Below are 12,765 nucleotides of genomic sequence, written 5' to 3'. Positions count from 1 at the left end.
TGCCACCTTTCGCTTAAATGTGGTGAACCTTTGTAAGCCCCTATAGCGAGACCTCTTACAAAATACTTCCGGAAAAACGGTTGGAGATTCATGACCAGTATAAATCCAACTACCGATTGATACAAGCCGGCGGCCGAGGACATGCCGATATCTCCAAGGGTCGATGGAGTCTCCTTGCAAACGGCAGTAAAGTTCGCTAATCTGGTAATAAAACGGATGAAGTCCATGTTCTTACACATGGGAAAAAGAGGAGTAACAATCATGAACCGATTCTATTTGGTTGAATACGCGGCCGGCGCCAAAGGATGCCCTTACTACTTAAGTGGGCGCTTCAATATCGAAGAATACGAGTGGGATATTCACGATCCCGGTTCATATGATGGCGAGATCAAGCAGCAATATATTTTTGACGTTACCGACGGTTTGCTGGACGAGGTATGTTTCGACCTATATGACCCTGGCAACACTCCTCATGTTTCGGAAGCGTTTATCGAGCTGTGCGAAAGCTTCCGAGTGAAATTCCGTACGATCCCGCTCACAATACGGCTCCGGGGTTCGGAATCGGCAAAAAAGAAGTACAGTTTATTCTTGCCGTATCAGCATGAAAGCTTGCTATGTCGAGAACAATCTGAATTTTGTGAAGAAACCGATTTGGAAACAGGCGGCACGATGATCAACTGTTACTTTCCCGAGCATCCCATGTACGCCTGGATCAAGCAATTCTCGGTTAGACCGACAGAGGCCCATCTGTTCAGGTGCATTGAACTGCATCAGCTCGTCGCAAGCGAAGCGTTTCGGGATGAGGCGTTGCGCAGAAATCTTCAGGGCATCCGGTTCACCCCGATCGATGATAAGTTCATTTACGACCCATGGGGAGATCTTGGAGCGTAATTCAATGTAATGGCGTCGACCCGACTGCAAATAAATCGGAACTCATCTTCGAGAAAAGACATCGTGATCACATCACGAAACTTTCCATACACTTTACTGCCTCTTGATACTTTCAAGATCCTGCCAAGTTACGCTTCGGTATTTCCTTTTCTTGAGTACCGACAGCGTTCCGTTCAGCTCCAGTACCGCGAACTCGACCTGCTCGAGTTCGAAAATTCCCTTCCCTCTCAATCCTTGCCTTAATGCTTCCATCGAGTATTTGTACTTCTTCATCTCCTCCTGCAACAGTACGCCGTCCTTAATAATCACGATCGGCTCTCCGGAAATAGCGGCGTCTGCCTTCTTATTGTGCAGCGATATTCTCATCAGCGCATACCCAATTACACTGATGACGAACAAGCACAAGATGAAATTCAACAAACTGATCTTGATATTGAATGCCATATTACCGCCGATCGTCCCGATCAACATCGTAAGCACGAACAAGTGGTACGAGCTCTGCGCAATCAGGCGCATGCCGATCAACTTCGTGTACAACCATAGCCATAAATAAGCAAGGATCGTTCTTATTATAATCTCTAGGGATTCGTTCAAGTTGTGACCAGGGCCCCTTCGTTCTTCGAGTTGAGAGTTGATGATTCGCAAAAATCCACCTTTTACCACTATTATTGCTAGGGAGATGTTGCTTTATCCATAAGCCGGATGACTTTGTCATAATTGTCGGCTCGCCGTGGCCAAACATGCTATGGGATGGTAATCAAGCACCTGATGATGTTTTAACCGGTCAAGTGATTGACTCTTATCAAGCAGAGTTTAGCTTAATTTTGTTTTGAGGCGATAACAATACAATATGTTGCCGTTACTTACGGTACGGTTCTCCGAACTGTCTGAAACGGCAAGTTTTTCTTTAAATAACCACCTACTGATTTTTGACTACCGGTACCCATCATTCATCAATTGTTGGCAAATAAGCAAGATCATATGAATAAGCGGGTACCCACTCCGTGTAGAATCGTTTCCATATGTCCCAAGCTGAAATTGGCTGCGCATCCACTTTCTCATACTTTCTCTCTTTCCCTTATCCCCCTAGGTAGAACAGCGCTGCACCGGTGAAAACTTCAAACTGCTCATTCCGATATAGCCGAATTAATTAAAAAAAGGTGACTATTTACCATGAAATTTCCAAATACGATGATGCTTAAGGCCCTTCTGAGATTCATGTATCACGTCTTCTATCGATAATTAAAGGTAAAATTTGTATTTATGTAGAATTATGTTGAAATAGAGTTCGGACACATCAATGATGCCGCTTACTTATGAACTTGATAACAACTAAATAAGAAATATGGAGTGTGTATAATGTCTGAAACAAGCGTGGAAAACGAAACAAACAAAACGATAATGGAAGCAGGGTCAAAACCGGAGGCAAAAAAATCGAAAATGAAGCTTATCATTATCCTTGGCTCGCTTCTTGTTATTCTGGCAGTGGGCTGCGGAATCGCCTATAACCTCGTGAAAAACTCGAAGCACAAATCGTTGGTCGATGAATAAAATAAAAATTTTGAATCGATCGAGACGGCTAGCTCTGCGTTCAAAAAGCAAGTGGAGACGCCTCCTGCCGACAAAAAAACACTTCAGGAAATTATTGCCTTTTACAAAGACTCTAAATTAACGACCAATTTTGAAGCCCAAGTGAAAGAATTGAACAGCAACCCCAAGTACGCTTTGTTGACAACGGAAAAGAAGGACTACTCTAGTCTTGACGTGGAGAAGGCAATCACAGAGTATAATGATCGGTCGAAGGATATCAACAAACTCCAGAGTGTCATACAGCGGAGTGATAACATGGATTCGGAAATTAAACAATTAGCGAAACCCGATGAGGATTTCTATCTCTTTGATAATAAAATCAATGATCTCATCAATAAAAACAATACCCTGAAGGATGAAGTGCTGAGCGTGGTTTTAGCGGCAAAATTAAAGGATGTCCAATCCAAGTTCGTCGATGCCTTAACCTATCGCGGCAAATACCTGACGGAATTACTAGCCGCCAATGAGGCTGAGGACTCTTTAAAATATTTGGTAAAGGCTTACGAGCGCAATATCTCAGAAATGAACAAAAACAAACAACTGGCACAAGTGAATACGTATTCTTATTCATATATCAATGAAGCCTACAAGGCAGCCGACAACGCAGAATCCAGCAGAAACTTTTTAATAAAAAGGGAAAAAGCGCAAAAAAGTCATGCAACCGAAGCGGCTAACATGCTGGCTAAATATATAGAACTAATGGGTACCCAATCAGCAGATCTGTCCAAAGGAGCAGCAAATCCCAACCCACTTCCAGATAGCCCGCCTCGATCATCCGGCGATGAGTTAAAAGCAAAAATGATCGTCGAGATTTATTTAGCAAAAAGCATGTGGGCACTCAAAACAAACAATTTCTCCGCCGTCAGTTCGTTTTTAAGCGATTCGAAATACAAAGAACAAAGTGAATACATGAACTACCTGAACAACAAAGGGATTAAAGAAACAATGACTCTCGCAGAGGCTAAATCTGCCGAAAAATTGGACGATTCCAGCTTCAAAGTCACTACATCGGAGAAGTATAACATCACCTATGATGATGGAAGCCGTAAAACAAAGAGCTTTACTTCCAAATATAAAGTTCTGAAAACTTACGATAACGTATTCCTAATCGAGGAATTACTCGAAGCTAAAGAAACGGAAAGTATCGACAACTAAGCAACTAAAGGGAACCATCACTGGATGTGGGCGCTTTTACCTTCTGATTGAGCAAAAAAGGCAGAATCCTCTTTACTTAAGGGTTCTGCCGTTCTCAACAATCAGATTAGTTCTCCAGAGGAACAATAAGGGATGCAATGATACCCAAAAGAACCTTCTCTAATGCTTTACAATAGAGCCTCCTCCCGCCGTTCTCGTTTGGATGCCCCTTTTTCCTTTATACCTTTGGAGTTAAAGAAAACAATTTTTATGACAATACAAGCAAGAGCCAACACAATAAAAAGCAAGCCGCTCCATAGGGTCCCTTTCACGCCTGCAAAATCAATAAACATCCCGCCTGCTGCCGAACCGATGAACACGCCAAGATTGATGAAAGAAATATACAGTCCGGTAGCAAATTCAGGCGCTTCGGGAGCCTCGGATGTTAACCATATCTGCGTTATAATGAGCCCGCTGGTATGAACCGCTCCCCACAAAACCATGATCAAAATAATAGGTACTATAGACGACGTTTCTCCTAAGTAAAGCAAAAAGTAAGAGAGCGCTAATACAATCGGTTGGAACACAGTCGTTCTTGCCATATTGATTCCAATCAGTCTCCCCGCGAGCAAGTTGCCGGCCACCCCTCCAACGCCGAATACGACAAGCATCACACTGACGGTCTCTCCGTTCATACCCATCACTTGCTCCAAATATTCGGCAGAATAACTATAGACTGAAAACATGGCCGCGAATATAAAAGTTGCAGCGCCGATATTGATCCAAAGGGGGATTTTACGCAATATACCGAGCTGCTTCCCATAAGTTACTTTCTCCGCTTTCGGCGTTTTCGGAAGCATAATGGCGATCCCGATACCAGCAGCGATGTTGACAAGGGTACAGAATAGAAAAGCGGCCTCGAATGAGAATTGATGCTGGATATAGGTTGTTACCGGAATTCCAAGTACCATGCCCATACTGGTCCCGACAAATGCTTTGGCGGAAGCTTGCGTCGCTTTTTCCTTAGCATACAGTGAAATAGCCGTGACAAAAGCCAAAGAAAAATAGACGGGATGGAACAAAGCCGGAATCATGCGAAGCGCCAGCAAAACATAAAAATTCGGAGCGTAAGCTGACAATAAACTGCTCCCGGCAAAAATGAACAAACATGTCATCAACACATTTTTGCGGTTAAGTTTGGAAAGCAGCAGTACCATAAAGGGACCAAACAACGCGATGACAATCGCAAACGCGCCAACGAGCATCCCGGCCTGAGATGTACTGATGCCGTAGCGTTCAATGATTGCCGGCAGTATCCCGACAACGCCAAATTCAATGGTGTATACGCCAAATAAACCCAGTGCAATGAAAAATATAGGGTTAATGGTCTTTTGAACAGAACTGAATTGAACCAACCTCTCCACTCCCTTGTATAAAAGAGCCTGGTCCGGATCATACCGTACTAGGCTCTTGAACGCATTCTTTATTGCTTGATTCCGTCGTAAACGGCTTTGCAGAGATCGACGGTAAACTGGCCTGACATGCCTTCCAACGCGGTATTGGTAAATGCCACAACGCTGAGCTTCCGCTCAGGATCAACGAACCACGAATGGCCGTAGGTCCCGCCCATCCGCCAGGTGCCCGGCGATTCCGGCGTGCCTGCGGCGGCAGGATCCTTAAGCAGCGTAAATCCAAGACCGAAGCCTCTGCCAGGCCAATAAGCCATCGGCAGATCGCCGATCTGGTTTGTCGTCATTTCACGAACCAACCGCTCAGGCAGCAGCGGCGTTCCTCCCTTGCGCAATGTCTCCAGCAGCCGTAAAAAGTCTCGGGCGCTTCCGACCATGCCGGCTCCGCCGGAAGGAAAAGCCGATTCGTCGAACGCCCGGCTAGGGGCAAGCCTGAAGCCCGCCGTGCCTTCCACGAATGCCACGCTGTCGGGATCATACATAGGCCGCGGCACAGGAACATCATTCGCATAAGCAGTGGTCAGCCGCTCCGGGTCAACGGCAGTAAACCCGGTGTCATTCATGCCAAGCGGTTTCAGCACCAAGGAATGAACGGCTTCTTGAAGCGGCATTTCAGCAACCTTGGCGATAACGGCACCCAGCACATCGGTCGCGATCGAATATTTCCACTGAGTGCCTGGCGTATAAAGGAGCGGAACGGAGGCAATACGGCGCAGGTTCTCTTCCAATGTGATGCCGGCCTGGTCCATCCCATCCGACACCCCTGCACGGTGATAGGGACCCTTCTCCTCCTGAAAGAAACGGTAAGTCAGCCCCGCCGTGTGAGTCATTAAATGCCGAATCGTGAGCTCCGCGATTTCGCCGTTTTGCAAACGCGGCTGAAAGTATGGAAGCCATCGGTCTACGCGGTCGTCTAGCTGGAGCCGGCCTTGCGATACGAGTACCAAGGCAGCCGTTGAAACGATCGGTTTCGATACGGAGGCAAGCCTGAACAAGGCATTTTCTTGCATCGGATTGTTCCTCTCACGGTCGGCAAAACCGGCAGCACCGTTATAAACCGGCACTCCGTCTACCGCCACCTTAACAACAGCGCCAACCAGCCGATTATCGGCAAGAGTACGCTCGATAACTTCATCTATGCTTGTATCCAAATTCTTACTCAACTTGCATCATCCTTTCTCAATAGTTAAAGCCTTGATTACTTTACTATTGTAAGTTTATTATAATTATTAAGTTCAGTGATTTACATAAAGCATTCAAGTTATATCTACCCTAAAACAAAGAAAAACGAGTTAGTTGATGAGAAAATCCTTAAATTTAAAGGAGCGATTTCGATGGACCCTATTGATAAACAAATCCTATATTATCTTCAAAGCCAGGCAAGAATTTCAATGACGGAATTAGGCAAGTGTGTCGGGTTATCGCAACCCGCACAACTATTTATTGAAAGTAATGACTGAGTCCACACGATCACTCGAAGATTTTGGAAATCAATGCGATAAATACGGGACCTACACAATCCTCATCGTAATGTCATCGCCAATCGAAACTAAGTTTCTTATCCCTTCGCTGGAAGAGGCAAGCGTACTTGCCGAGTTAGAATAATGCGGCTCGGCACCATAAACATGCACTGAAGGCCGCCGAAGTAATCGGCGGCTTGGTTATATGCCATTCAACTATCGTTCCGTTAGCTAGTATCTTGTCGTTAAATCTCTCTTCCGACATTCATGACCGTTCTATACATTTTTTCTGCTTCAATTGGACTTTCTTTTGCCGTCATATGGTGCGGAATAACACGGCAAACTTGAACCGGTCCGCCGAACACAGCCGACCTATACTTGTCCACATGCTGCTTCGACAAGGGGCGGTTATAATAGCCGGGTACGTATTTATTGATCATTTCCTGAAGTACATGGGTGGCTTCATCCAAATCTGTGATTGGCTCTGCTTGTCCAAATATTATTACGCTCATATAAGCCGTATCCGTTTTGGCAGGAATCGGATCCGTGATGGTTCCGTATTCCTCACATACTGTAAAACATACCTCTGGATTTTCACTCATGACATGATTACGTCTTCCATCTCCAGCCCCATGAAAATAGAGCTTACCCTCAGTCCATACATAATTAAGCGGTACAACATAGGGGAGGTTTCCATCAACCAACCCAAGATACCCAATTCTCGCTTGGTGAAGGAAACTTTCAATTTTCTCTTGATCCCGGCATTCCCTGTTCTTGTAACGAACCGAATCCATTTCGAAATCTCTCCTTTCACTCATAAGATATTCATCCCACTCCAATTGTCTTAACTCCGATAGTGTTCTAGAGTGTGTCAACGACCAGATTGCAAATACCAGCGTTATTACGGTAGTATATCAATGAATGGATTGTGTTAAAACATCCAAACATCTCAATAATGAACAATCCATAATGATTGGAGCCTATTTGGAGGTGTGTACGATGATGAAAGTAATTCGCAATGATAAGAGACCGATCTGGCAGCAATTGCTTGATCAAGCGATTCATAATATTACTAGCGGAATCTGGGCGCCAGGAGAATTGCTGATTCCTTCCCGCGAACTTGCTCACATGATAGGTGTCTCTCGCTCAACGGTACAAATCGTCTATGAGGAATTGCTAAGCCGAGGCTATACGGTTACATCTCGCCGAGGAGGAACGCGGGTTAGTAAATGGACGCAAATCACAGAGTCAACGAAGAAAATAATAACAGATGGCCCCCTCCCCCCTTCACTTCCCTTGTTGAACTCGGCTGTCGATCATTTACATGACTGGTTCATAGGCAAAGAACAGCGAGAAGTGGATATTGATTTTAGTCCCCATGAACCCTATTTGGATGAAAAATTTCAAAAGAACTGGCGACAATCGCTTTTCCACGCATCCGCTGAAATGGATTTATCAAGTTGGGCTTACGGTAATCCCTATGGTTTCACACCATTGCGTGAGCAAATCCAGCGTTATTTATCACTTGAACGAGGCATCCATATCCAAACAAATCAGATTCTGTTGACCTCCGGAGCTCAGCATAGCATTGACTTAATCGCACAATCGCTTTTATCTGATGGGGACACTGTCTCTGTAGAAGATCCCGGTTTTCCAGCTGCCTGGATGGCGATGAAATATCGGCGTATGAATGTGGTACCCGTTCCCGTTGATGAGTATGGCCTAGTGGTTGAGCAAATTCACCCACAATCCAAACTAATCTTTGCGACCCCTTCGCACCAGTGCGCGGTCGGGGTCGTTATGTCGGAGCCGCGTAGGCAACAATTGCTGCATAAGGCTGCTCAAGAACAATTCTGGATCATTGAAGACGATTATGATAGTGAATTTCGATATCGTGGGGAGCCGCTTCCCACGCTGTTTAGTCAGGAACCTAATAATACCTTGTACCTCATGAGTTTTTCTAAAATGATTGCTCCGGGCATTCGTATTTCGGCTATCGTTGGATCTGTCGAGGCAATTGCTCAACTAGCCAAGGTACAGGAGTTGACTTACCGTCATCTTCCGATTATGGATCAGCTAACACTAACCCACTTCATCAAGAAAGGGCATTTTATGCGCCATATGAGAAGAGTCAGGAATGTGTACCGACGAAGACACGAAGCCATGACAAAGGCTATTATGGCTAGCGGTTTAGGGGAGCGATTCACACTAAGCGGAGTAGAAACGGGATTGCATGTGTTACTTGAAGCTGAAGAATCATATGACGAAGAAACCGTGACTAAGCTTGCTCTACAACAGAGAATACGCGTATACCCTCTTGGACCCTATTGTTTGGAAAGCAAACGAAAGGGATGGGTGTTGGGGTTTGCAAAAGTAGATGAAGCATCTATTGAGCAGGGGATTCATCGTCTTGCGGAGTTGATCTTATAGGGTCATCTTCAACAAGCAAGAGTACTCTTAAGTGTACTTAAAATTCGCCGTAATTGGTTAAAGGAGGCCCATATGTATGAAATCTCATACCTCTGACCGCATTAAAATCCCGCCGGGATTTTGGGCAGGATTACGTCAACTAGGGATTGCCGCTCACGACGTAGTTCGCAAAGCACGACTGCCGCTCACCATTATTACAGAACCAGTTGCTACCACCGTCCAATATTTCGCAATCTGGCAGGCTTATTCCGATCTCATTGGCGACCCTGCCAAAGGAATCATCCAGCTTACCACCGCCTTTGAAACAGCGAAATACCCACCGACCGTCTTAGCGACTTACCATGCTCGTGACTATCGCGACGCTCTTAACCGAATGGCCCGGTACAAACAACTGTGCCCCCCGGAAAGCTTACGAATCACCGAGGAGGGCGAGCACTGTACAATCGAATTGGAATGGCTGCATACCGAGCAGCCCGGTCCGCCAATGCTGGTTGGTATCACATTGGCATCTCTCCTAGAGCTTGGGCGCCGGGGCACAGGTCAACCTTTGACGGCGCGATCCGTCGAATTTTCGCATGCAATGGGCGATGTACAGGCACTTGAAGCTTACTTCGGGTGCCGTATCCGGATTGGCGCAACATGTAACCGGTTGACGCTGCATCGAAGAGATCTGGACCGCCCCTTTGTCTCGTACAACGAAGAGCTGCTGGAGATCCTGACTCCCGCACTGGACCGCTCATTGGATGAACAGCAACGCAGCCGTTCAATCACCGAGACGGTCAAGTGGATCATGAAACGCAGCCTAACAGGAGGGCGACCCGACGTTCAGGCTATCGCGAGCGAGTTGGGAATGAGCGATCGTACCTTGCAGCGCCGGCTTACCGACGAAGGCACGAGCTTCAAGCATCTGTTGACACAAGCTCGGCATGAGCAGGCACGGGAGTACTTGGCAGACCCCTCGCTCGATATTAAAGAAGTGGCTTTCTTGATTGGATATGCGGACCAGAACTCGTTTTACCGCGCCTTCCGCTTTTGGGAAGGTGATACTCCTTCAAATTGGCGTTCTGAACATTTCGGAAGGACGGCTATGAATGCCTAACCAATTCTACAGAGAGCTAATATTTACTGAGTTTCATCATTTGGCGGGTTATACAAGAACTTTGGCGCAGTACGCTAGTTACTGAATCATCCAGACAAGGTAATATAATCTCTATCCGGAGTAATTTAAAAGGAGAAATGTTTTATGGATATGGGATTAAGCAATAAAACAGCTTTAGTTACAGGATCAACGAAGGGGATTGGTAAAGCAATTGCCATTGAACTTGCCAAAGAAGGTGTTCATGTACTAATTAATGGACGAGATTACGAAGAGGTAGAACGAACTGTAAATGAAATGAAGTCGGATTTCCCGGCTACCTCTCCTCAAAATGCCACAGCCGATATTGTGGATATTGGGCAAAGAGAAGCTTTATTTGAAAAATACCCCAACATTGATATCTTGGTTAACAATATGGGTATTTATGAAATTATGCAATACGAGGACGTTGACGACGAAATATGGGAAAAATACTTCCGTACTAATGTTCTCGCCGCAAACGGATTATCTAAATTTTATTTACCTAAAATGTTGAAAAATGATTATGGCCGCATGATCTTTATTGCGAGTGAAGAAGCAATTATGCCTTCAGGACAAATGCCTCAATATTGTATGACAAAATCAATGCTGTTATCATTGTCAAAAAGCTTATCTAAATTAACAATAGGAACAGAAGTAACAGTCAATACGATCATGCCAGGACCAACACTCTCCGAAAATGTGCATCAAATCATTGAGGGTTTGTACCCTAATGAAGATATGACTTTTTCAGAAAAAGAGAAAAAATTTATGACTACAAACCTGCCTCAATCTGAAATACAGCGATTTATCAAGCCTATTGAAATAGGTAGACTAGCTGCATTTGTATGTAGTCCTTATGCATCCGCATTTAAAGGTTCTCCAATCCGTATGGACGGGGGAATGGTACCGACTATTTATTAACATTTTTCTATTTCCAATCTGACTGCTGCGGGAGAGTCAGGGACAGGATTTACATGAAAAAGCCCGGGATCCCGCGAAATATTTTCGCGCAGATCGACCGGGCTTTGCTTTTGCGTGCAGAATCATTTCAAGTTCATTTACTTTACTTGCTCTTGTAGGCCAACATGTTTAGCAGAACCGTTACAGCCTCTGCTCTTGTCGTTTTATCCGCAGGAACAAATTCGTTCGTACCTTTGCCTTTTATAATGCCAAGTTTTTTCATTGCTGCCACTGCGCCTTTCGCCCACGCCGGAATGTCCTTGTCGTCCGCGAAGCCTGTTGCCGTACTCTCTTCGATAGACTGGCCCAAAGCGTTTGCGATCATCGCTGCCATCTCAGGGCGTGTAATTTCAGCGTCCGGACGGAAAGAGCCGTCCTCATAGCCTTTAATAATGCCTGCTTGTACCGCTTGCGTGACCGCTTTCTGCGCCCAAGTACCGATCTTCGCGGTATCGGAGAACGTCAGCGCCGCTCCTTCTCCTTGCCGCTTCAACGCATTCATCAGCATGACCGCAAATTCCGTGCGTGTCACGGTATGATCCGGCTTAAACGTGCCGTCCGGATAACCGCTGACGACTCCGGTGCTTACCGCTTGCTTGATGCCCGCTTCCGCCCAATGTCCGGATATATCGCTGAAGGTAATCGTTGGCGGCGTATCTGCTGCCGCTTGTCCTACAGCGAATACCGCATACTTCGTAAAGTGATCGACCTTTACGGTGATAGTATTGCCGTTCACCTCGCCGCCAACCTCCACCCAGGACTGCTTCGCTTCGTCATAATAGAAGACGGAGGGCTTCTGATGACCCTTCAAGCTTTTCGGATCGAAGGTAAAGGTCAGCGTGACCGGCTTGCTGAAGTTCTCCGAGAAATTTTTCAAAATTTCGAAAACTGGGCTGGCCAGAACGTCTTTATTCGTTAGAAGCTTTTGAATGTCCGACAATTTTTCTATCGTTAATTTCAGTTCTTTGCCCGAAGCATCGGCAGGAATATAGATCGTAACCGCATCGTCCAAACTAACCTCGCCTATTTTACCTGCGGGAAGCGTTAATTTACCATCCTTTGAGGTAACTTTGTCGCTGCTTTGGGTCGTTGAACCGCCGCTGACGCCGCCACCACCGCCACCGCCACCAATGCCGCCTCCTGCCGGTGCGACGCGGTTCACCGCAACCGTATATGGCTTCTTCGATGTGCCGTCCTGCGCTGTCACTACGATGTTGATGAGGTTGATTCCTACGTTCAGATTGATCGCGCCGCTTGCAACCGCTGCACCGTTTATTGTCATCGCAGCGTTGCTATCGGACACGCTGGCCGCTACGGTTATGCTGGATACAGCGTTATCCACACTAGCACTGTAGGAAGTTTTGTCGGGTGCGAACGCAGGAGTCAGCGTACCGCTCGACAGCGTCAGAGCGCTCAAATCCGCATTGCTGCTCAGTGGTGTCGTCGGTGTCGTCGGTGTCGTCGGTGTCTGTGCTATTACATCAAACTGTTTAGTATCCACCTGACCCGCTTGTCCGGCAATAACGGTATAGGTACCTGCCGGCTCATTGCTTCCCAATGTAAAAGAGTCTGAAAATTGTCCGCTCGTTACCTTGGCGATATCATAAAACACCGTGCTGTTGCCGGGACGAAGCACCTGAATAATGACTTCGCTTAAAGTGGTTGTGCCTGATATCGTCACTGAACCGCCCGGTTGCATCGATGAAATGGGATT

Annotated in this window: 11 protein-coding genes and 1 pseudogene; 7 read left to right on the top strand and 5 right to left on the bottom strand. The window is 46.1% G+C overall.

Going from position 1 to position 12,765, the window contains the following annotated elements:
- Positions 1 to 261: 261 nt before the first annotated feature.
- Positions 262 to 891: a hypothetical protein gene (locus AC6RNO_RS22560; protein ID WP_497106841.1), complete on the top strand. Its 630-nt coding sequence runs from the start codon at positions 262 to 264 to the stop codon at positions 889 to 891.
- A 93-nt stretch (positions 892 to 984) separates the two neighbouring features.
- Here the strand turns inward: AC6RNO_RS22560 and AC6RNO_RS22555 are convergent, their stop codons facing one another.
- Positions 985 to 1,485, bottom strand: coding sequence for a DUF421 domain-containing protein (locus AC6RNO_RS22555; RefSeq protein WP_488435729.1), 501 nt, complete (start codon positions 1,483 to 1,485; stop codon positions 985 to 987).
- Between the two features lie 765 nt (positions 1,486 to 2,250).
- Here AC6RNO_RS22555 and AC6RNO_RS22550 point away from each other — a divergent pair.
- Both AC6RNO_RS22550 and AC6RNO_RS22545 read left to right on the top strand, forming a co-directional pair.
- Complete coding sequence (locus tag AC6RNO_RS22550; RefSeq protein WP_497106840.1) at positions 2,251 to 2,442, top strand: hypothetical protein; 192 nt, start codon at positions 2,251 to 2,253, stop codon at positions 2,440 to 2,442.
- Positions 2,443 to 2,736: 294 nt separating this feature from the next.
- Positions 2,737 to 3,636, top strand: a complete 900-nt coding sequence (locus AC6RNO_RS22545; protein ID WP_497106839.1) for a TcaA NTF2-like domain-containing protein — start codon at positions 2,737 to 2,739, stop codon at positions 3,634 to 3,636.
- Positions 3,637 to 3,803: 167 nt separating this feature from the next.
- Here the strand turns inward: AC6RNO_RS22545 and AC6RNO_RS22540 are convergent, their stop codons facing one another.
- Together AC6RNO_RS22540 and AC6RNO_RS22535 are read right to left on the bottom strand one after the other, a co-directional pair.
- On the bottom strand, positions 3,804 to 5,030 hold the full coding sequence (locus AC6RNO_RS22540; RefSeq protein WP_497106838.1) for an MFS transporter: 1,227 nt from the start codon (positions 5,028 to 5,030) through the stop codon (positions 3,804 to 3,806).
- A 68-nt stretch (positions 5,031 to 5,098) separates the two neighbouring features.
- On the bottom strand, positions 5,099 to 6,247 hold the full coding sequence (locus AC6RNO_RS22535) for a serine hydrolase (RefSeq protein ID WP_497106837.1): 1,149 nt from the start codon (positions 6,245 to 6,247) through the stop codon (positions 5,099 to 5,101).
- 171 nt (positions 6,248 to 6,418) lie between these two features.
- On the opposite strand from AC6RNO_RS22535, the pseudogene AC6RNO_RS22530 reads away from it, so the two are divergent.
- Positions 6,419 to 6,689 (top strand): annotated as a pseudogene (locus AC6RNO_RS22530) (Lrp/AsnC family transcriptional regulator).
- 100 nt (positions 6,690 to 6,789) lie between these two features.
- On the opposite strand, the gene AC6RNO_RS22525 reads toward AC6RNO_RS22530, so the two are convergent.
- Positions 6,790 to 7,338, bottom strand: a complete 549-nt coding sequence (locus tag AC6RNO_RS22525) for a pyridoxamine 5'-phosphate oxidase family protein (protein ID WP_474683028.1) — start codon at positions 7,336 to 7,338, stop codon at positions 6,790 to 6,792.
- Positions 7,339 to 7,543: 205 nt separating this feature from the next.
- Between AC6RNO_RS22525 and pdxR the strand changes: the two genes are divergently transcribed.
- From pdxR to AC6RNO_RS22510, 3 genes are all read left to right on the top strand, one after another.
- Complete coding sequence (gene pdxR, locus AC6RNO_RS22520) at positions 7,544 to 8,974, top strand: MocR-like pyridoxine biosynthesis transcription factor PdxR (RefSeq protein ID WP_497106836.1); 1,431 nt, start codon at positions 7,544 to 7,546, stop codon at positions 8,972 to 8,974.
- A 76-nt stretch (positions 8,975 to 9,050) separates the two neighbouring features.
- Positions 9,051 to 10,073 carry an AraC family transcriptional regulator ligand-binding domain-containing protein gene (locus tag AC6RNO_RS22515; RefSeq protein ID WP_497106835.1) on the top strand — a complete coding sequence of 341 codons (1,023 nt, stop codon included), beginning with the start codon at positions 9,051 to 9,053 and terminating at the stop codon, positions 10,071 to 10,073.
- 144 nt (positions 10,074 to 10,217) lie between these two features.
- Complete coding sequence (locus tag AC6RNO_RS22510) at positions 10,218 to 11,012, top strand: SDR family NAD(P)-dependent oxidoreductase (RefSeq protein WP_497106834.1); 795 nt, start codon at positions 10,218 to 10,220, stop codon at positions 11,010 to 11,012.
- A 142-nt stretch (positions 11,013 to 11,154) separates the two neighbouring features.
- Here AC6RNO_RS22510 and AC6RNO_RS22505 read toward each other — a convergent pair whose 3' ends face one another.
- The gene (locus AC6RNO_RS22505; RefSeq protein WP_497106833.1) at positions 11,155 to 12,732 is read right to left on the bottom strand and encodes an S-layer homology domain-containing protein; all 1,578 of its coding nucleotides are present in this window, start codon (positions 12,730 to 12,732) and stop codon (positions 11,155 to 11,157) included.
- Between the last annotated feature and the right edge of the window lie 33 nt (positions 12,733 to 12,765).

Source organism: Paenibacillus sp. sgz302190 (assembly GCF_059820445.1).
This window is presented reverse-complemented; position numbering and strand designations above follow the sequence as displayed.

Coding starts and splice junctions, on each gene's coding strand:
- AC6RNO_RS22560 (WP_497106841.1), top strand. CDS start 262: ATGAACCGATTCTATTTGGTTGAATACGCGGCCGGCGCCAAAGGATGC.
- AC6RNO_RS22550 (WP_497106840.1), top strand. CDS start 2,251: ATGTCTGAAACAAGCGTGGAAAACGAAACAAACAAAACGATAATGGAA.
- AC6RNO_RS22510 (WP_497106834.1), top strand. CDS start 10,218: ATGGATATGGGATTAAGCAATAAAACAGCTTTAGTTACAGGATCAACG.
- AC6RNO_RS22545 (WP_497106839.1), top strand. CDS start 2,737: ATGGATTCGGAAATTAAACAATTAGCGAAACCCGATGAGGATTTCTAT.
- pdxR (WP_497106836.1), top strand. CDS start 7,544: ATGATGAAAGTAATTCGCAATGATAAGAGACCGATCTGGCAGCAATTG.
- AC6RNO_RS22525 (WP_474683028.1), bottom strand. CDS start 7,338: ATGGATTCGGTTCGTTACAAGAACAGGGAATGCCGGGATCAAGAGAAA.
- AC6RNO_RS22515 (WP_497106835.1), top strand. CDS start 9,051: ATGAAATCTCATACCTCTGACCGCATTAAAATCCCGCCGGGATTTTGG.